This is a genomic window from Acinetobacter sp. UNC436CL71CviS28 (assembly GCF_000620525.1).
Taxonomy (GTDB): domain Bacteria; phylum Pseudomonadota; class Gammaproteobacteria; order Pseudomonadales; family Moraxellaceae; genus Acinetobacter; species Acinetobacter radioresistens.
Genome location: NZ_JIBB01000012.1, coordinates 26,605 through 45,031, shown reverse-complemented (window position 1 = coordinate 45,031; position 18,427 = coordinate 26,605). Strand labels below are relative to the sequence as shown.

General features: G+C 42.5%; 21 protein-coding genes. 7 read left to right on the top strand and 14 right to left on the bottom strand.

Features of this window, described 5'->3' with window-relative positions; all coding sequences use genetic code 11:
* The gene (aat, locus tag N518_RS0106230; RefSeq protein ID WP_005027498.1) at positions 1 to 732 is read left to right on the top strand and encodes a leucyl/phenylalanyl-tRNA--protein transferase; all 732 of its coding nucleotides are present in this window, start codon (positions 1 to 3) and stop codon (positions 730 to 732) included.
* 19 nt (positions 733 to 751) lie between these two features.
* Complete coding sequence (locus tag N518_RS0106225) at positions 752 to 1,567, top strand: arginyltransferase (protein ID WP_005027500.1); 816 nt, start codon at positions 752 to 754, stop codon at positions 1,565 to 1,567.
* A gap of 11 nt (positions 1,568 to 1,578) precedes the next feature.
* Here the strand turns inward: N518_RS0106225 and rimI are convergent, their stop codons facing one another.
* From rimI to N518_RS0106190, 7 genes are all read right to left on the bottom strand, one after another.
* Positions 1,579 to 2,037, bottom strand: a complete 459-nt coding sequence (rimI, locus tag N518_RS0106220) for a ribosomal protein S18-alanine N-acetyltransferase (protein WP_026444068.1) — start codon at positions 2,035 to 2,037, stop codon at positions 1,579 to 1,581.
* A gap of 105 nt (positions 2,038 to 2,142) precedes the next feature.
* Entirely contained in the window at positions 2,143 to 3,018 is an 876-nt protein-coding gene (locus N518_RS0106215) for a metal-dependent hydrolase (RefSeq protein ID WP_005406897.1), read from the bottom strand.
* 237 nt (positions 3,019 to 3,255) lie between these two features.
* Positions 3,256 to 4,446, bottom strand: a complete 1,191-nt coding sequence (gene tuf / locus N518_RS0106210) for an elongation factor Tu (RefSeq protein ID WP_026444067.1) — start codon at positions 4,444 to 4,446, stop codon at positions 3,256 to 3,258.
* Between the two features lie 95 nt (positions 4,447 to 4,541).
* On the bottom strand, positions 4,542 to 6,677 hold the full coding sequence (gene fusA, locus N518_RS0106205; protein ID WP_026444066.1) for an elongation factor G: 2,136 nt from the start codon (positions 6,675 to 6,677) through the stop codon (positions 4,542 to 4,544).
* Between the two features lie 133 nt (positions 6,678 to 6,810).
* The gene (gene rpsG, locus N518_RS0106200; RefSeq protein ID WP_004655203.1) at positions 6,811 to 7,281 is read right to left on the bottom strand and encodes a 30S ribosomal protein S7; all 471 of its coding nucleotides are present in this window, start codon (positions 7,279 to 7,281) and stop codon (positions 6,811 to 6,813) included.
* Between the two features lie 164 nt (positions 7,282 to 7,445).
* Positions 7,446 to 7,820, bottom strand: coding sequence for a 30S ribosomal protein S12 (gene rpsL, locus N518_RS0106195; protein ID WP_000246374.1), 375 nt, complete (start codon positions 7,818 to 7,820; stop codon positions 7,446 to 7,448).
* A 159-nt stretch (positions 7,821 to 7,979) separates the two neighbouring features.
* Positions 7,980 to 9,449: an EcsC family protein gene (locus tag N518_RS0106190; protein ID WP_005027509.1), complete on the bottom strand. Its 1,470-nt coding sequence runs from the start codon at positions 9,447 to 9,449 to the stop codon at positions 7,980 to 7,982.
* 291 nt (positions 9,450 to 9,740) lie between these two features.
* Here N518_RS0106190 and N518_RS0106185 point away from each other — a divergent pair, with 291 nt between their 5' ends.
* Together N518_RS0106185 and hemJ are read left to right on the top strand one after the other, a co-directional pair.
* Positions 9,741 to 10,970 (top strand): beta-ketoacyl synthase N-terminal-like domain-containing protein, encoded by a 1,230-nt coding sequence (locus tag N518_RS0106185; protein ID WP_026444065.1) that lies wholly within the window; start codon positions 9,741 to 9,743, stop codon positions 10,968 to 10,970.
* The gene (hemJ, locus tag N518_RS0106180) at positions 10,970 to 11,419 is read left to right on the top strand and encodes a protoporphyrinogen oxidase HemJ (protein ID WP_005018886.1); all 450 of its coding nucleotides are present in this window, start codon (positions 10,970 to 10,972) and stop codon (positions 11,417 to 11,419) included. Before N518_RS0106185 ends, hemJ begins: the two co-directional genes overlap by 1 nt.
* Before the next feature lie 123 nt (positions 11,420 to 11,542).
* Here the strand turns inward: hemJ and N518_RS0106175 are convergent, their stop codons facing one another.
* On the bottom strand, positions 11,543 to 12,199 hold the full coding sequence (locus N518_RS0106175) for an HAD-IA family hydrolase (RefSeq protein WP_005027511.1): 657 nt from the start codon (positions 12,197 to 12,199) through the stop codon (positions 11,543 to 11,545).
* A gap of 99 nt (positions 12,200 to 12,298) precedes the next feature.
* Here N518_RS0106175 and N518_RS0106170 point away from each other — a divergent pair, with 99 nt between their 5' ends.
* Positions 12,299 to 13,066 carry a hydroxymethylpyrimidine/phosphomethylpyrimidine kinase gene (locus tag N518_RS0106170; protein ID WP_005018882.1) on the top strand — a complete coding sequence of 256 codons (768 nt, stop codon included), beginning with the start codon at positions 12,299 to 12,301 and terminating at the stop codon, positions 13,064 to 13,066.
* A gap of 84 nt (positions 13,067 to 13,150) precedes the next feature.
* Here N518_RS0106170 and lysM read toward each other — a convergent pair whose 3' ends face one another.
* The 6 genes from lysM to N518_RS0106140 all read right to left on the bottom strand — a co-directional run bounded on the left by lysM (position 13,151) and on the right by N518_RS0106140 (position 16,899).
* Entirely contained in the window at positions 13,151 to 13,666 is a 516-nt protein-coding gene (gene lysM, locus N518_RS0106165) for a peptidoglycan-binding protein LysM (RefSeq protein WP_005027514.1), read from the bottom strand.
* A 219-nt stretch (positions 13,667 to 13,885) separates the two neighbouring features.
* A complete protein-coding gene (acpP, locus tag N518_RS0106160; RefSeq protein ID WP_005018879.1) occupies positions 13,886 to 14,125 on the bottom strand; it encodes an acyl carrier protein in 240 nt (79 codons plus the stop codon).
* A gap of 85 nt (positions 14,126 to 14,210) precedes the next feature.
* Positions 14,211 to 14,945, bottom strand: a complete 735-nt coding sequence (gene fabG / locus N518_RS0106155) for a 3-oxoacyl-ACP reductase FabG (RefSeq protein WP_026444064.1) — start codon at positions 14,943 to 14,945, stop codon at positions 14,211 to 14,213.
* Positions 14,942 to 15,928: an ACP S-malonyltransferase gene (gene fabD, locus N518_RS0106150; RefSeq protein ID WP_005027519.1), complete on the bottom strand. Its 987-nt coding sequence runs from the start codon at positions 15,926 to 15,928 to the stop codon at positions 14,942 to 14,944. Before fabD ends, fabG begins: the two co-directional genes overlap by 4 nt.
* Before the next feature lie 154 nt (positions 15,929 to 16,082).
* Entirely contained in the window at positions 16,083 to 16,268 is a 186-nt protein-coding gene (rpmF, locus tag N518_RS0106145) for a 50S ribosomal protein L32 (protein ID WP_000290730.1), read from the bottom strand.
* A 73-nt stretch (positions 16,269 to 16,341) separates the two neighbouring features.
* Positions 16,342 to 16,899: a YceD family protein gene (locus N518_RS0106140; protein ID WP_005018869.1), complete on the bottom strand. Its 558-nt coding sequence runs from the start codon at positions 16,897 to 16,899 to the stop codon at positions 16,342 to 16,344.
* 97 nt (positions 16,900 to 16,996) lie between these two features.
* Between N518_RS0106140 and N518_RS0106135 the strand changes: the two genes are divergently transcribed.
* Together N518_RS0106135 and N518_RS0106130 are read left to right on the top strand one after the other, a co-directional pair.
* A complete protein-coding gene (locus N518_RS0106135) occupies positions 16,997 to 17,659 on the top strand; it encodes an elongation factor P hydroxylase (RefSeq protein ID WP_005018867.1) in 663 nt (220 codons plus the stop codon).
* A gap of 94 nt (positions 17,660 to 17,753) precedes the next feature.
* A complete protein-coding gene (locus tag N518_RS0106130; RefSeq protein ID WP_005018864.1) occupies positions 17,754 to 18,371 on the top strand; it encodes an L-threonylcarbamoyladenylate synthase in 618 nt (205 codons plus the stop codon).
* Positions 18,372 to 18,427: the final 56 nt, after the last annotated feature.

Below are 18,427 nucleotides of genomic sequence, written 5' to 3'. Positions count from 1 at the left end.
ATGACCATGCTTCCCCCCTCTCAATATATTTTTCCTGATCCTATAGAAGCCGATCCTGAAGGCGAAGGCCTCATATGTATTGGGGCTGACCTCTCTCCATCTACTTTATTAGAAGCTTACACACATGGGTTATTTCCCTGGTTTAATGCAGGTGAACCTATTTGCTGGTGGTCACCAGAACCACGCTGTGTAATTTATCCAGAACATTATAAACCGAGCAAATCTTTACTACGGAGTATGAAAAAGTACGACTATCACATCACGGTCAATCAGGCCTTTGAACAGGTTATTTCCTCATGTGCCCTACCGCGTAGCTATAGTGAAGAGACGTGGATTTCCAAACAAATTATCCAAGGCTACTGCAACCTGTTCAATGCAGGTTTTGGTTATAGTGTTGAAGTCTGGGACGATACAAAGTTGGTAGGAGGCCTGTATGGGGTCACCATTGGCAAAGGCTGTTTCGGTGAATCGATGTTCAGTACCCGCACTGATGTTTCAAAAATGGCTTTTTATAGCCTCATGTTAATTGCAAAGGAGAATAATTTACCTTGGGTCGACTGCCAGCTGGTAAATGAACATCTGCTTAGCTTGGGTGCCTGTACAGTTTCTCGGCAGGATTATCTTAAATCGTTACAAGATGTAATTATTCAACCTGCTATCGATTGGAAAAAGTATCAGGAGCGTGTATTTTCAAGTGAAACAGTTGCACTTAATAGCCGCCTGAGCGAATGATAATAATGAGGGACCATGTATGAAATCTTATCACCCTAAGTCCCTGTTAAATGACTTGCAGTACTATATTACACCACCACATGACTGTAGTTATCTAGAAAAGAAATCTGCACGCATGGTCTTTCTGGACCCTGTTCATCGTATTGACGTAGAAACATTGTCTGAACTTTCTCGGCTAGGCTTCCGACGTAGTGGCGACTTTATCTATCGTCCAGAATGCCATCTGTGCCGGCAATGCCTTTCCTGTCGGGTCCCTGTAAATGCTTTTCAAATGAACAGCAGCCAGAAAAAAGCATGGAAGCGTAACCAGAATTTACGCATGAATATTATTTCAACCCGTGATGCAACCTGGCAGCATTATGCACTGTATGAGCGCTATATTTTGGCACGTCATGCTGATGGAGACATGTATCCACCCAGTCAAGACCAGTTTGAAAAATTCTTGGTACATAGCTGTACAGAAAGCTTCTTTCTTGAGCTGTGGAAGGATGAACAGCTCATCAGCGTTTCTACATGTGATCCGCTGGATGATGGTATTTCAGCGGTTTATACTTTTTTTGATCCTGATGAAAACCGTCGCTCCCTAGGAGTATTTGCAATTTTAAAGCAGATTGAATATGTAAAAATGCTAGGTCTAGATTACATTTACCTCGGTTACTGGGTACCACATTCAGCTAAAATGAACTATAAATCCCAATATACCCCATTAGAAATTTTACTAGATGGACAGTGGCGGCATTTGAACCGATCCTTAAACGCTGAAGAGATTCATGCGCTGGGTGATTCGCTCCTCACCACCCTTCCTTCGGGCTGGAATCAGCTGATTGTTAAATAAATCAGTTTGACTTAGCAAAATAACTGGCTGAAATCCTCACTACAAGACTTGACCATGATAATGGCATGTTCACGTCCTCCATTCGGTCCAGGATAATAATTACGTCGCTGATCAATTTGATGAAAGCCGCTCTTTTCATAAAGTGCAATGGCAGCTGTGTTGCTTTCACGTACTTCCAGAAAAATTTGTACAGGCATATTTTCTAAAAGTGAAATTGATTGCTCAAGCAGGGTATAACCTAGTCCTTTACCTTGCCAGGAAGGATGAATAGCCATTAATAACAGGTTAGCTTCATCTAGAATAGGCTGTAGAATACAGAAGCCGATAACCTGACCTTGCAGCTCGTATACAGTACACAGATAACTTTGTAATGCCTCTTCGAATAATCGAAAAGACCACGGGTGAGTCTGAACCTGTTTTTCAATCTCAGTCACCTGAGGCAGGTCAGATTTTTGCATTAAGCGGATCATATACAACAGGGCTTTTATAGCTATCCAACTTGCATTATAAGAATTGTTTATGAAAAATCGAGAATAAAAAAGGACAATTTAAATTGTCCCTTTTCTTATATACTTTTAGAAACCTAGTTTATTACGCCATTTTTCTAAAAGAGCTGTGGTATCTGTATCATTTGGATGAAATTTTGGTCTTAAAAAGTCTGCCAGTTCAGGAATTTGTCGAGTTATAAAACCCTTACGGCCATACATAAATTTCAGCATATATCTGGTATCTTTCCAGGTTAGTTTTTTATCTGCGCTTAAGAGACGCACAGTAAAATATGACTGTGTAAAGAAAATCAGCGTTAAGGCAATGATTAGCGCCGAAGAGCGCATAAAATAAGCCTTAGGCCCTTGCCCATACATTGCTGTATAAACATCAAAGGCTACAGCTTTATGCTCATTTTCCTCTATGGCATGCCACATCCAGAGTTTATACATGGTCTCATCATTAAATAAGGCCTGCACATCTGCATTCTGCAACAGCTCAGCCGCAATAGTGGCAGTAAAATGTTCAAGAGCACATGTACCTGTTAAATCAACCATTTCCTTGGTGTAACCGAACGGTTTCATCAGACGGTATACAACTTCCGTACCTACTTTAAGTACTTGCCCTGTCTGCTCTTCCATTTTACGTACATCATAACCATAAGCCTGAGCAGAAGCATTAAAGGCAAGATGCTCCTTAGAATGCATAGCTTCTTGCCCGATAAAAGCACTAATCTCTTTTTGAAGTGCTGGATCTGAGAGTTTAGGGTTTTGACGCACCGCACGGGTACTATCTACAAAAAATTTTTCACCCTCTGGAAACAGTGCAGATAAAGCTGTCATAAAATGGGTTATACCGGCATCGCCGCTCGCCCAGTAACGTGGAACCTGATTAAATTCAAAGTCCATACGACGTACAGGAAAGCTAGCACCGGCACGATTTGAAATATTTACTTTAGCATTCATTAGGGTTACTCCTCGCAAGTGAGCAATTCGCTAGCTTGCTTTTATTTTTTGATTTCTTATTTCTTATCATACGTTTTTTTTATTGTGCTATAAGGGCAGATAAGGACATAGAATTATCAGTTAAGGACAGCTGATATTTATTTTTGTCTGACAATTTTATAAAGTTATTTAGATATATATTTATATAAATAAAAAAAGCGCCCTAAAAGGACGCTTTTTTTTGACACAGTAAAGTGATTATGCAGTTACTTTCGCAACAACACCAGCACCTACTGTACGACCACCTTCACGAATCGCAAAACGCAGACCAGCGTCCATCGCAATCGGGTGGATCAGCTCAACTGACATCTCAACGTTGTCACCTGGCATAACCATTTCCACGCCTTCTTTCAGCTGGATCGCACCAGTTACGTCAGTTGTACGGAAGTAGAACTGTGGACGGTAACCATTCAGGAATGGAGTGTGACGACCACCTTCTTCTTTAGAAAGTACATATACTTCTGCATCGAATTTAGTGTGCGGCTTGATTGTACCTGGTTTAGCCAGTACCTGACCACGCTGAACGTCTTCACGTTTAGTACCACGTAGCAGAACACCACAGTTCTCGCCTGCACGACCTTCGTCAAGCAGTTTACGGAACATTTCTACGCCAGTTACAGTTGTTTTAACTGTGTCTTTGATACCTACGATTTCAACTTCTTCGCCTACTTTCACGATACCAGTTTCAACACGGCCAGTTACTACTGTACCACGACCAGAAATAGAGAATACGTCTTCGATTGGCATCAAGAATGCTTGATCGATTGCACGTACTGGCTCTGGGATGTAAGTGTCAAGCGCTTCAACAAGCGCTTCAACTGCAGCTTCACCATATTGACCAGCGTCGCCGTTAAGCGCAAGAAGAGCTGAACCACGGATTACTGGAGTGTCATCACCTGGGAAGTCGTAAGTAGAAAGAAGTTCACGAACTTCCAATTCAACTAGCTCAAGAAGCTCTTCGTCGTCTACAAGGTCACATTTATTCAAGAATACAACGATGTAAGGTACACCTACCTGACGAGAAAGAAGGATGTGTTCACGAGTTTGTGGCATTGGACCGTCAGTCGCAGCACATACAAGGATCGCACCATCCATCTGAGCAGCACCAGTGATCATGTTTTTAACATAGTCAGCGTGGCCTGGGCAGTCTACGTGCGCGTAGTGACGAGTTGGAGAGTCGTATTCTACATGAGAAGTATTAATGGTAATACCACGTGCTTTTTCTTCTGGTGCAGAGTCGATTGCAGCGTAGTCTTTCGCTTCACCACCGAATTTTTTTGCACATACAGTTGCAATTGCAGCTGTTAAAGTTGTTTTACCATGGTCAACGTGACCGATTGTGCCCACGTTAACGTGTGGCTTATTACGTTCGAACTTAGCCTTAGCCATGAGATCTTCCTTTTTAAAACAACTCATGGAGGATCACTCCATGAGCATTAGGTTTTTTAACTATAAATTAGTTTGCGCTTATAGTAATCGAAAGATTACTCGTCGTCACCTTTTTTACCACCAGACTGGAATTTAGCAATAATGCCCTCTGCCACGTTACGTGGAGTTTCAGCATATTTAGCAAATTCCATAGAATAAGTCGCACGACCTTGAGACATAGAACGCATGTGAGTTGCGTAACCAAACATTTCTGCAAGAGGAACTTCTGCACGAATTGCTTTAGTACCACCAGGTAAGTCGTCCATGCCTTGAACTATACCACGACGACGGTTTAAGTCACCCATGATATCGCCCATGTAGTCTTCTGGAGTTTCTACTTCAACTTTCATGATTGGCTCAAGAAGAACAGGATCTGCTTTCATGAAACCGTCACGGAACGCGTAAGAACCTGCCATTTTGAACGATAGTTCGTCAGAGTCGACATCGTGGTAAGAACCGTCGAATAATGTCGCTTTAATGCCTACAACTGGGTAACCAGCCAAGACACCATTCTTCATACGTTCTTGGATACCTTTGTCTACTGCACCGAAGAACTCTTTAGGTACTACACCACCAACAACTTCTTCAGCGAATTCGTATTCTTTACCAGATTCAGGATCAAGCGGCTCTAAACGTACGTATACGTGACCGAATTTACCTTTACCACCAGTTTGACGTACGAACTTACCTTCTTGCTCAACAGTCTTTTTGATTGTTTCGCGGTAAGCAACCATTGGTTTACCAATGTTCGCTTCAACGTTGAATTCACGTTTCATACGGTCAACGATGATGTCAAGGTGAAGCTCACCCATACCTGCAATAATCGTTTGACCTGACTCTTCGTCTGTACGAACGCGGAACGATGGATCTTCTTTAGCCAAACGACCTAAAGCAATTGACATTTTTTCTTGGTCAGCTTTCGTTTTTGGCTCAACAGCCAATGCAATTACTGGCTCTGGGAATTCCATACGCTCAAGTGTAATGTTGTTTTTCTCATCACACAGAGTATCACCTGTAGTTACGTCTTTGAGACCTACACATGCAGCGATATCACCCGCACGGATTTCTTCAACGTCCTGACGATCGTTCGCGTGCATTTGCACGATACGGCCGATACGTTCACGTTTAGATTTAACTGGGTTATAAACAGAATCGCCTTGCTTAAGAACACCAGAGTAAACACGTACGAACGTTAAGTTACCTACGAATTTGTCGTTCATGATTTTGAACGCAAGTGCAGAGAACGGAGCTTCGTCAGATGCTTCACGAATCGCTTTAGTTTCAGCTTTGTCGTCAAGAACACCTTCAATTGCTTTCACTTCTGTTGGTGATGGCAAGAATTCAATCACTGCGTCCAACATACGTTGAACACCTTTGTTTTTGAATGCTGTACCACAAAGCATTGGTTGAATTTGACAAGCCAAAGTTTGAGTACGTAGACCAGCAACGATATCTTCTTTAGATAGTTCGCCTTCTTCTAGGTACTTGTCCATGAGTTCTTCTGATGCTTCAGCAGCAGCTTCAACCATGTTTGTACGCCATTCTTCAGCAGTCGCTTGAAGATCAGCTGGAATCTCACCGTACTCAAACTTCATACCTTGTGACGCTTCATCCCAAATGATCGCTTTCATTTCGATCAAGTCGATTACGCCTTGGAAGTTTTCTTCAGCACCAATAGGAATGACTACAGGTACTGGAGACGCGCCTAAACGTGTCTTCATTTGCTCAACAACACGGAAGAAGTTTGCACCTGTACGGTCCATCTTGTTCACGAATGCTAAACGAGGTACTTGGTATTTGTTTGCTTGACGCCATACAGTTTCAGACTGAGGTTGTACACCACCTACAGCACAGTAAACCATACATGCACCATCAAGAACACGCATAGAACGCTCAACTTCAATAGTGAAGTCAACGTGTCCCGGTGTATCAATTACGTTAATACGGTGTTCAGGGAATTGCTTAGACATACCTGACCAGAAGGTAGTAGTAGCAGCAGAAGTAATGGTAATACCACGCTCTTGCTCTTGCTCCATCCAGTCCATTGTTGCTGCACCATCGTGTACTTCACCAATTTTGTGAGATACACCTGTGTAGAACAAAATACGTTCTGTAGTGGTGGTTTTACCCGCATCAATATGCGCAGAGATACCAATGTTACGATAACGAGAAATTGGGGTTTGACGTGCCATGATTTCTAGCATTCCTAAATTTTGTTGTTTAAAACAGGACGCTTTAAGCTACTTTTGCAACTTAAAGCGAATTGATGACAGATCAATGAAAAACATGCCTATCATCTTCCTGATTAGGGCCTGTTTTAACCGCTTAGAAGCGGTAGTGAGAGAAGGCTTTGTTAGCTTCAGCCATACGGTGCACATCTTCACGTTTTTTGATCGCTGCGCCTTTACCTTCAGCTGCATCTAGCAACTCACCAGCAAGACGTAAAGCCATAGTTTTTTCAGAACGCTTAGCAGCAGCATCTACTAACCAACGCATTGCTAGGGCAGTACGACGGGATGGGCGCACTTCCATAGGTACTTGATAAGTAGCACCACCAACACGGCGTGCTTTTACTTCGACCATAGGGCGAACTTTTTCAAGAGTAGTCTCGAAAAATTCAACCGGATCTACTTTGTTTTTTTCTTGAACGCGGTCTAAAGCACCGTAAACGATGCTTTCAGCAATAGATTTTTTACCATCTTGCATTACGTGGTTCATGAATTTAGCGATGGTTTGGCTGCTGAATTTTGGATCCGGAAGGATTTCACGAGCAGCGACTACGCGACGTCTTGGCATTTTAAACTACCTATAAATATGACACTTCAGGTTAATCCAGCAGTAGCACAAAGTGTCGTGTGCATTCGCTGGCCTTACTACACGTCGCTTGAATTTCACAAAAATAAATGCAGAAATCAGACAAGCGAGACGATAAAGGTTTGTGGCTCTATATCCTTAAGAAATTATTTCTTAGGACGTTTAGCACCATATTTAGAACGTGACTGGTTACGATCTTTAACGCCAGCGCAGTCTAAAGAACCACGAACGGTATGGTAACGTACACCTGGTAAGTCTTTAACACGACCACCACGGATCAGAACAACACTGTGCTCTTGCAGGTTATGGCCTTCACCACCGATATAGCTTGATACTTCAAAGCCTGAAGTTAAGCGAACACGGCAAACTTTACGCATTGCTGAGTTAGGTTTTTTAGGTGTAGTTGTATAAACACGTGTACAAACACCACGACGTTGTGGACAAGCCTTCAACGCAGGAACTTTGGATTTCTCAACCAAAGTCGTACGACCCTTGCGGATCAACTGATTTGTTGTTGCCATATGGCAATTCTCCCGTAAATAAAAAACCTCAAAAAAATACCACTTTTTGAGGGCATGCAATTGTAAGCCAAGACACAAAAATGGTCAACATTTGATGCCATAACAAATGTTGACCAAGTACCTGACAAAGCTTATTTATCAAGCTTTTATGTTTTTAGCCTATTTTTTCGAAGAAGAGTTTTTTGTAACTGCTTCTTTAGCTTCTGTAGAAGAGTTTGTAGTGTCACCAGTTTCAACTTTAACCTGATCAACAGGCTTATCTATTGCTTCTTCGGCTGCAAGTTTAGCCTGATTGCTAGCAACCAGTTCTTCCTCATCAACTACCGGGTTATCTTCATCTAATGGAACAGCAGTCTTTTGAGGCTCTACTGCTTCATGAGGCTCCACCATATCTTCCGCCAAGCTTTCGATATCTTGCTGAACTTCCTGCTCAATATCAGTTTCTGTCTTTTTCTCTTCTTCAGAAGGTTTTTTCTGAACTTTCACCTTGGCAATCGTGTCATGGTCTTTAAGCTCAACTTCTTTTACCTTGTCAAGATTGACCTGTTCCGGCTGTTCAATTTTTTCCGGTTTGGCAGAAACCGTAGGACTTGCCTGCTCTAAGGCTTTTTCTGAACGGTTAAATGCTTCCAGAGGTGAAAGTGAAGAGTCATTATGCTGCTCTAGATAAGATCGTGCTTCAGCAAATGCTGTCTGTGCCTTTTGGCTGGCCTCTTCAACCAGTTTCCAGCTATAGATTGCGCCAACTGTTGCACCAGCCAAAGGAGTAAGTTTAGTCAATATAGATAGCTTAGAAAAAACAGTAGGATTATCTTGTCGCTGACCATCCTGCCCGATCCATTTTTTAAGCATTTCAAAATCATTACTCGACCCTAAAAGCTGCTGTAACTGTGAAACATCATTATTTTGCAGCATACCGCTCACAGCTTTAAGGCCCATCAGTATTGCCTGTTTTTCAGCAATCAAACCCATGTCAATCTGCCGTAGCACATGCTGTACGATTTCCTGATCTTCTTTCAAATCGAAGCCATGCGCCCGTCCGGTCTGGTAAATGGTTCTAAGAGCTAACGCTAGAGATGCTGGTACATCAACCGCGGCCCCTACAATACCGGTTGCACCGCTGACTGCGCCTTGGACTGATGCAATCCATTTATTCTGCTCTGCCAGAGCCTGACTTAAACGTTTTGAACGTTTAGGATCTTTTTCGAGCTCTTCAAGTTTACTGGCACCTGCCTCGCTTAAAATGGCTTCCACCGAACTGAGTTGTGAACTGAGTTCACTCAGACATTCAAACATATAATCAGAGATTTTGTTACTGACTTCAGGAGGAATAAAATTAGCAATACCATTAAAACGGTTGTAATGACGACCTAATAGTTGACGTGACATTTTGGGCACATAATCACGTAAAATATGCTGTGGATGATCATCAGGACTAGCTTCCATTGGACTTTTTACACGAGCAGAGCCTTCAATAACCTGATTCTGATCTGTCTGTCCATTCTGCTTAGTGGCACCACCAGGCGTTGCTTGATTCAGCATATCCAAACCTGTAGAACTGAGCTTTTTAGCCACTTTCACAGCACTGGAAATAAAACCTGCTGACTGATTATTATTAGTATTCGTCATCAATCTCCCCTCTTCATTCAGTTAGTTATTTGATAGTAAATACTAGGTGTAGTGAAGATTTAACACAATTCTAAAGTGTTTCTTTTAGTTATAAGCAGGTAACTCAAAGCATGCTATGTGCAACTCGTGTATAGCTTGCAATACGCATAGGATTTGCCATAAGAAAACAAAAACCTTTCTGTTATTATGAGTTCAATTTGAAAGATGAGTAGCGTAGCGCATCCGGCATAACCCCGCTCCTGCCAGAGTGTCCAAGCCAAGCTCATAACCTCACCATAAAGGGAACTGTAGATGAAACGTGTTGTAATCACTGGTATGGGTATTAACTCATGCATTGGTAATACTTTAGAAGATGTTACTCACTCTTTACAAAACGGCATTTCAGGAACACGTTTTAATCCAATTTATGCTGAACTTAATTTCAAAAGTCATGTAAGTGCAGCTGCAGAACAGAACTTTGACAATATTGACCGTAAACTGAAACGTTTTATGGGCGTATGTGCGATGTATGCTTATAACTCGGCTGTGGCTGCAGTAGAAAATGCGGGCCTTCAGGTAGAAGATCTCGCTGGCAATCCACGCTATGGCATTGCGGGTGGCTCTGGCGGCAACTCAACAGCTTCTGTAGTTGAAATGACCAAGTTACTAGAAGAAAAAGGCGCACGTAAAATCGGACCTTTTTTTGTGCCACGCAATATGAGTAATACCATTACTGCTAACGTAGGTGTTGCATTCAAACTTCAAGGTATGGCGCACTCTATTACCAGCGCCTGTGCTACTTCTGCTGATGCAATTGGGTATGCCTATAATCTGATTCAGCTAGGCAAACAGGACCTAATGCTGGCAGGTGGCGGTGAAGAAGATCACTGGTCTCAAAGCCTGTTATTTGATGCTATGGGCGCATTGTCTTCAAAATATAATGACACACCAGAAAAAGCTTCACGCCCATATTCAGCTGATCGTGATGGCTTTGTCATTGCGGGTGGCGGTGGTTTTGTTGTTTTAGAATCTCTTGAACATGCTCAGGCTCGCGGCGCCAAAATCCTTGCTGAAGTGGTTGCATATGCAGCCAATTCTGATGGTGCGGACATGGTAGCACCAAGTGGTGAAGGTGCAACCCGCTGTATTTTAATGGCGCTTGAAGAAGCCAAGCAGCATGGTATAGAAAGCATCGATTATGTGAATACTCATGGGACATCAACACCTGCTGGCGATGTAACCGAGCTTAAAGCAATGGAACGCGCTTTTGGCGAAGGCCATGTACCAGCAGTCAGCTCAACCAAGTCCATGACTGGTCACAGTCTGGGGGCAGCAGGAGTACATGAGGCAATCTATTCTGTTTTAATGATGCAGAATGACTTCATTGCTCCTAACATTAACGTGACCGAACTGGATGAAGGCGCTAAACCATTTGATATTGTGCTTGAAAAACGTGATGCGAAACTAAATACTGTAATGAGTAACAGTTTTGGTTTTGGCGGCGTCAATGCCTGCCTGATTTTCAAGAAATGGGATAATTGATGAATGCACCTTCTGATGCTTTCTTTTGGATAAAGGCTTTACATATTATTGCCGTGGTATGCTGGTTTGCTGCTCTGTTCTATCTACCACGTCTTTATGTTTATCATGCCATGAGTGATGATACAGTCAGTCATCAGCGCTTTGAAGTAATGGAGCGTAAGTTGTACCGGGGAATTATGTGGCCTGCAATGATAGCCACCCTGATTACAGCACACTTTCTGGTGGACTGGGGGGATCAGTTTTATCATTACCATGAAGCTTTATGGTTTTATCTAAAAGTAGCATTAGTCGGTTTACTGGTCATTTACCATTTTGTTTGTGGCTATTACCGTAAAAAACTGATCGGAAATGCACATTACAAGACACATAAGTTCTGGCGTTTTTTTAATGAAATGCCGACCCTTTTACTGTTTGCTATTGTCATTCTAGTAGTGGTCAAACCCTTTTAATTATCAATAATCGAAAAAGCCCCAGATTCGGGGCTTTTTTATTTGTCTCAGCTTTTTAAATTTATTTTGTATAAAATCTTTAAATTATATAAATAAAAAATTAAAAACTGATTCCCATATTTTTTAGCTCAGCCTACTTAAAATTGCCGGTAATGTATCAAAACTTTTTATCATATATTGAGGCTGTGCCTGCATGAGTTCTTCTGCGGAACCGTAACCATACTCGACCGCAATTGTATTTATGCCATTATAACGCGCCCCTAAAATATCATACTCACGGTCTCCAATCATTAAACACTCCTGTGGCCTAAGTTGCTCCTGCTGCAAAATGAAAGCAATTAATTCTGCTTTGTTTGTACGCTCACCGCTCAACTCGCTTCCATAAATTTGAGTAAAATAATCTGCGAGCTGAAAATGTTCCAAAATTTGTCTGGCATAGATAGTAGGTTTTGCTGTGGCAAGAAATAATTGATACCCCTGCTCTTGGAGATATCCGAGAGTTTCTGACACAGCTGGATAAACTTTATTTTCAAAAAGTCCGACTACAGAAAAACGCTCCCGATACCCCAGCAAAGCCTGCTCAGCAAGTTGTTCATCTCCATTATCAAGCAGCTTAACAAAAGATGCTTTTAAAGGCGGCCCAATGGTCCAGTCAATATCCAGATCGGGCTTTAGGGGATAACCCAGTTTTTCCATGGCATAGCGGATACAAGTATGTATTCCCACCTTAGGATCAGTCAGGGTGCCATCAAGGTCAATCAGCAGATTCTTTATAGTCATGTTGCACAGTCATTCAGTAGGTTTAACGCGGGATTAAGGTCGAGAGATGAAGTAAACTATTCTATACTAGCGTAATTTGCATTAAATAAGGATACGGCAGTGCGTCCTACAGTTCTTTGTTTTTCCGGACTTGATCCTTCAGGCGGCGCAGGTCTGCAGGCTGATATTGAAGCAATTGGGCAAAGTGGTGCACATGCTGCAATTGCCTGTACTGCTCTAACCATACAGAACTCTCAACAAGTATTTGGTTTTGAGGCAAGTTCACGAGAATTATTACTAGCGCAGGCCAATGCAGTAGTCGGTGACCTACCTATCCGATGTGTAAAATCTGGCATGTTGGGTACTACAGAAAATATTAGCGCGCTGGCTGAATTTTTAAGAGCTCACCCGGATTATCAATATGTGCTTGATCCGGTACTGGTTGCCAATAGTGGCGGTTCACTTGGTAATCAGGAAACTTTAGTTAAAGCATTTATAGAGCTTATTCCTCTGGCCAGCATTCTAACCCCTAACACAGTCGAACTGCGGGCTTTAACTGGTTTTGACGACCTGGAAACTGCCACTCAAAAGCTGTTTGAAATGGGTGCAAAAGCCGTTCTGGTTAAAGGTGGGCATGAGAATACCCCAGACTATATTCGTAATGCACTTTATATTCAGGGTGAAATGGTGGCAGAAAGCCACTGTCCACGATTACAAGGTGAATATCATGGTTCTGGCTGTTCACTGGCAAGCTTTATCGCAGGACGCTTAGCATTAGGAGATGAGCTGGTTCAGGCAGTCCAACATGCAGAAACCTGGCTATTTGGTGTCTTAAAAAATGCAGAAACTCCAGTGCCTGATGGGCAGAAAATACCAAAACGTTTTTAAAATAAAAAGCCCGCTTAATATAGCGGGCTTTTTATTATTGCTTTATCGAGCATACAAACAACAATTTTTGCTTACTCACCCTGTCTATTGGGGAATACGTAAAACCTGACCTGGATAAATATCATCAGCATTTTTTAACAAAGGACGGTTAGCTTCAAAAATTTTATTATATTGATTAGCATCACCATAAAATTCTTTAGAGATTTTAGAAAGAGAATCCCCAGACTTTACAGTATAGAATTTGCTTTGCGGTTCAGGTGTAGCAACTGTCATCTGATCATCTACTTGAGCCACATGATCAATATTACCGACGGCCAGAATAATTTTCTCACGGTCTGCCTGACTTTTCACCTGGCCTTTGATTGTAGCCAAATCAGTATTACTATTATAACTGACTGACAGACCTTCTACACCAAGCCCCAGACTCTTTACATGAGCCAGTAACTGATTCGCGATCTGTTGTGCTGAAGGTTCTGCAGCCTTAAGTGGAGCCTGTGGAGCCGCTTGAGGGGCAGAATTAGCAGGCGTAGCAGCTTGATGCTGTTCTACCTTTGCTTCATTCTTTTTACCAATACCTTTTACAAAGTCAAAAAGTCCCATCGTTCTACTCCATGTTAGTGGATGAATATTGTGTATTGCTATCTTATTTTTATACCGAACAATTTAAGGTACTTAAGTTTTATTTCGGCTGTAAACAGTAAACTTATGTAAGACTTACTACGCTCTACTTACTACCTATTAGTCTTTTGTTTCAATTAAGGATGAAATAAAAAAGCCACCCTTAAGGTGGCTTTTTATCAGCACATGCTAAAATATAACTTACTGAGCAAGTTTCTTGGTAACATAATCAATTGCTGATTGAACAGTAGTGATTTCGTTAGAATCTTCATCAGGAATAGTAATGTCGAAATCATTTTCAAAAGACATCACAAGTTCAACCAAGTCCAGAGAATCTGCACCCAAGTCATCCATGAAAGATGCTTCATTTTTAATTTCTTCAGCACGCATACCGAGTTGTTCTGCTACAGCCTGTTTTACGCGTTGTTCGATATCGCTCACAGGAATTCTCCTCATTGCTTGTGGCGTTTTTAATTGCCGTTAGTTTAATTGAATATCAATTATTTTAAAAGTTTATCCATCAGCCTTAAGCCATGTATAAACCACCATTTACGTGTAAAACTGTACCAGTAATGTAACTTGCTTTTTCACTAGCCAAGAAACTTACTGCATTAGCGATATCTTGTGGCTCACCTAAACGTTGCAGTGCCACTTGATCACTCATTTTCTTACGTATTTCTTCGCTCAACTGCTCTGTCATTTCCGTTGCTATAAAGCCAGGCGCCACACAGTTTACTGCAATCTGGCGGCTACCCATTTCTTTTGCCAGCGAGCGGCTAAATGCCTCAATACCAGCTTTTGCAGCAGAATAGTTGGCCTGCCCCGGATTCGCAAAATGAGCTACCACTGAACTGATATTGATGATGCGACCAAAACGGGCACGTGTCATGCCTTTTAATACACGTTTAGATAGACGATAAACAGCTTTTAAATGAATATTTAAGATGTCATCCCAGTCATCTTCTGACATACGTAGTAATAAGTTATCTTTAGTAATACCGGCATTATTGACCAGAATCAGAACTGGACCATATTTCTGCTCAATTTCAGTTACCAGAGTATCAATTGCCTCGGCATTACGTACATCCAGCACTGCTCCAGCACCTTGTTCTGCAAAGTCTTGGGTCAGCTTTTGAGCACCTGCTTCCGAAGTTGCAGTGCCCACAACAAAATAACCGTCTTGAATAAGCTGTTGAGCAATGGCCGCACCAATGCCCCGGCTTGCACCTGTAACCAGAGCAACCTTACGTTCTTGTGTCATGCGATTTTCCCTTCTGCCACTAAAACGGCATTTAACGCATCTTCCATACGACCTTTAGTGTCGAGTGGAAATGCTTTTTCAATATTCGGTAAACGCTTTGCCAGATTTGCCAGTACATTACCCGGACCACATTCTACAACGTACTGGATACCATGATCTTGCAGGTATTGCATAGTTTTGGTCCACTGAACTGACTGATACAGTTGTGCAGTTAAAGCTTGACGCAACTGGCCAACATCTGTCGCGATTTCTGCGCTGACATTTTGTATTACAGGTAGCACAGGTAGCTCAATGGCAGTTTGTTCCAATGCTTCTGCAAATTTCTCTGCGGCAGGCTTCATTAATGAACAGTGTGATGGTACAGATACCGGAAGTGCAATTGCCTTGCCTGACTTTTCTTTGGCCTGGGCCATGACGTTACTTACCAGTGCAGCAGTTCCTGCAATGACTACCTGACCTTGTGCATTATAGTTTGCTGCTTCAACCGAACCTTGACCCGCCTGTGAAGCAACCTGACACAATTCAACCACCTGCTCATCTGCAAGGCCCAGAATTGCTGCCATGGCACCCTCACCTTGAGGTACGGAAGACTGCATCAGTTTTCCGCGCAAATGTACCAGTTTCACCGCATCTGCCAGAGACATCGCTTCTGCAGCCACCAGCGCACTGTATTCTCCCAAAGAGTGACCAGCTAAATACTTCGGTGTTAAGCCACCAAGTTCCAGCCATATACGCCATAAGGCGATACTTGCCGTTAACAGCACCGGTTGAGTATTTTCTGTCTGGTCCAGGCCTTCACCACTTTGTACAATGTGCCAAAGATCAAAACCCACAGCCTCTGAAGATTCCGCAAAAGTATCAATCACACCACTAAACTGTTCTGCAAGTTCAGCGAGCATGCCGACTTTTTGTGAGCCCTGACCAGGAAACACAAATGCAGTTTTTGTTGCCTGAGCCACTTGCTCGAGTCGTTTAGCAGACATATAAAAATCCTTTATTTCGTCTTCACTCATTTCCGGTGCAGAAATTTAACATTTAATTCATCATTTTTTAATTGCGAAATACAACAAAAAAAGGGAGCATACGCTCCCATTTTTTCTATACTTAAGCATGATGCTTAATGCATATTATTGCTCATTATTCAGCATCAGCTGCTTTAGCGAACAATTGACGACCACGGTAGAAACCGTCTTTAGTCACGTGGTGACGACGATGAGTTTCACCAGTAGCTTGGTCTACAGTTAATGCATTCTCGGTTAAAGCGTCATGTGAACGGCGCATGTCACGGCGAGAGCGACTTTTACGGTTTTGCTGAACGGCCATGATGGCTCCTTACAAAGATCGAAAAAATGGATCAGAACAAAAATTCAGTTGTCTTAACCTGTAAGTATAGCACTTATGAGTTAAGTTTGCCTTTCAAACTTGCCAAAACATCAAACGGATTTTCACGCTTTTCTTCGGCATGCTCTTCGGCAGGTCGATGCTTATGTTCACAAGCGTCATGCTTAGGTGAAAGTGGCACCAACAATAACAGCTCATCCTCAAGCAGAGTGACCAAATCAATCAGGGCAGGTGCATCAGGATCACCTTTGATCAAAGCTTCACTCTCAGCTAGAACGATGTAATCAGCATCCTCATCCAAGCGCTCTATCAGTGACTCATCATCCAGTAACGCGATATGAAAGTCTGAAACAAGTGAAATTTCCACCGGTTCCAGACAACGCTGGCATTCCATTGGAACTTTCGTTTCAACATGACCATCAAACCACGCGACACGATGATACGCATCCATTGATAGCTTACAGTCTATAGAGACCAGTTGATGATCAATTGGTCCAACAGCTTCACGAGCAATACGAACAAAGCGAGACAATGGCAGGGTACCTGACCATGTAAAGCCTTGTTCAGCCCATTTAAACGGCTCAATCTGTGCCGGAAAGGTATTTGCTGACATAATTAAGGCGGCAATTCTACAAATTCATCAGTACTCTGTCAAAGATTAAGATACAATTTTGTACTTATTTAGACAGATCATTTGGGTTTATTCAGTCATGGATCAGTTGCAGCCGCAACCTGAAGTCATAACTTCGTCTCTTGTTCGCATCAACTCCACTTCTGGGCAGATATCGGCTCTGGCGGCACTGCAACTCTTGCCTTGGAACGCACTGCATACAGAAGAACAGCAAGTTGATTGGCTTATCTTACACTTTAATTATTGGTTTTCCCACCATAATGTCATGCTGGTACGAGGAGAATTTGAACCAGAATATTTCCCGGCCACCGATACCTCTCCTGCCCGCATCCAGTTTGCCCATGGTTTTTTTAACAGCGCCCTGCATGAAATCAGCCATTGGACGATTGCCGGTAAAGAGCGTCGCCTGCTGGCTGATCTGGGATACTGGTATGCTCCAGATGGACGGACAAGAGAGCAGCAAGCCCTGTTCGAACAGGTTGAAGTTAAACCGCAGGCAATTGAATGGCTTTTTGCCACAGCTTTTGGCCGCAAGTTTCGGGTCTCTTTAGATAACCTTACTGGTGAAAGTGGTAATGGCAATACCTTTAAAGACAATGTCTATGCCCAAGTGTGCCGCTATATGAATGCAGAAGCCTGTCTGCCAAAAGACGCCTGGTATCTGATTTCCTGTATTTGTACCTGCATACGTGGTGGCGAAATGTTACAGGCCAGCGAATTTAAAAGAGAAATGCTTGATTAATTTACATAAATCAACCGATCTAAACTTGTAACCCAATTCTCTGGGCACTGATAATTTAGAAAGTTACTGTCTGTGAACTTTGAGGAACAATAAGATGCTTCATTTAAGAGTACATCCTGAGAATCCACAGCCACGGCTCATCACTCAGGCAGTCGAACGGATCCGTGCGGGCGATGTAGTGGTCTACCCCACCGATGCTGCTTATGCAATTGGTTGCCAGATCGGAAATAAAAATGCTATGGAACGTATTGCGCAAATCCGCGGTTTAGGGCCTAAACATCAATACGCCATTATGTGCAGTGACCTCTCTGATATTGCAACCTATGCCAAGGTTGATAATGCCATGTATCGGCTGTTAAAGGCCAATACCCCTGCAATTACTACATTTATTCTTCCCGCCACCAGTGAAGTACCACGGCGTTTAATGCATCCGAAAAGGAAAACTATTGGTTTACGTATTCCAAGTAATCCAATTTGCCAGATGTTACTCCAGGAATTGGGAGAACCGTTACTCACTAGTACCCTGATTTTACCTGGACAGGAAGACCCGCTGGATGACCCTTACGAAATCGAGCAGCAACTTGGTAAACGTATTGATGTTTTCATTGATGGGGGCTTTGGCATGCTAAGCACCACCAGTATCGTAGACCTTTCTGGAGAAAATCCGGAAATTATCCGCTATGGCGAAGGTGATGTCAGTGCTTTTGAGTAGGTTTTACACTTTCTCGGACAATTGTAAAATCATATGCACCCAACATCTGATAAGTT

Excerpts from the sequence above, each read along its gene's own strand:
- aat (WP_005027498.1), top strand. The coding sequence starts at position 1 with ATGACCATGCTTCCCCCCTCTCAATATATTTTTCCTGATCCTATAGAA.
- N518_RS0106225 (WP_005027500.1), top strand. The coding sequence starts at position 752 with ATGAAATCTTATCACCCTAAGTCCCTGTTAAATGACTTGCAGTACTAT.
- rimI (WP_026444068.1), bottom strand. The coding sequence starts at position 2,037 with ATGATCCGCTTAATGCAAAAATCTGACCTGCCTCAGGTGACTGAGATT.
- N518_RS0106215 (WP_005406897.1), bottom strand. The coding sequence starts at position 3,018 with ATGAATGCTAAAGTAAATATTTCAAATCGTGCCGGTGCTAGCTTTCCT.
- tuf (WP_026444067.1), bottom strand. The coding sequence starts at position 4,446 with ATGGCTAAGGCTAAGTTCGAACGTAATAAGCCACACGTTAACGTGGGC.
- fusA (WP_026444066.1), bottom strand. The coding sequence starts at position 6,677 with ATGGCACGTCAAACCCCAATTTCTCGTTATCGTAACATTGGTATCTCT.
- rpsG (WP_004655203.1), bottom strand. The coding sequence starts at position 7,281 with ATGCCAAGACGTCGCGTAGTCGCTGCTCGTGAAATCCTTCCGGATCCA.
- rpsL (WP_000246374.1), bottom strand. The coding sequence starts at position 7,820 with ATGGCAACAACAAATCAGTTGATCCGCAAGGGTCGTACGACTTTGGTT.
- N518_RS0106190 (WP_005027509.1), bottom strand. The coding sequence starts at position 9,449 with ATGACGAATACTAATAATAATCAGTCAGCAGGTTTTATTTCCAGTGCT.
- N518_RS0106185 (WP_026444065.1), top strand. The coding sequence starts at position 9,741 with ATGAAACGTGTTGTAATCACTGGTATGGGTATTAACTCATGCATTGGT.
- hemJ (WP_005018886.1), top strand. The coding sequence starts at position 10,970 with ATGAATGCACCTTCTGATGCTTTCTTTTGGATAAAGGCTTTACATATT.
- N518_RS0106175 (WP_005027511.1), bottom strand. The coding sequence starts at position 12,199 with ATGACTATAAAGAATCTGCTGATTGACCTTGATGGCACCCTGACTGAT.
- lysM (WP_005027514.1), bottom strand. The coding sequence starts at position 13,666 with ATGGGACTTTTTGACTTTGTAAAAGGTATTGGTAAAAAGAATGAAGCA.
- fabG (WP_026444064.1), bottom strand. The coding sequence starts at position 14,945 with ATGACACAAGAACGTAAGGTTGCTCTGGTTACAGGTGCAAGCCGGGGC.
- fabD (WP_005027519.1), bottom strand. The coding sequence starts at position 15,928 with ATGTCTGCTAAACGACTCGAGCAAGTGGCTCAGGCAACAAAAACTGCA.
- rpmF (WP_000290730.1), bottom strand. The coding sequence starts at position 16,268 with ATGGCCGTTCAGCAAAACCGTAAAAGTCGCTCTCGCCGTGACATGCGC.
- N518_RS0106140 (WP_005018869.1), bottom strand. The coding sequence starts at position 16,899 with ATGTCAGCAAATACCTTTCCGGCACAGATTGAGCCGTTTAAATGGGCT.
- N518_RS0106135 (WP_005018867.1), top strand. The coding sequence starts at position 16,997 with ATGGATCAGTTGCAGCCGCAACCTGAAGTCATAACTTCGTCTCTTGTT.
- N518_RS0106130 (WP_005018864.1), top strand. The coding sequence starts at position 17,754 with ATGCTTCATTTAAGAGTACATCCTGAGAATCCACAGCCACGGCTCATC.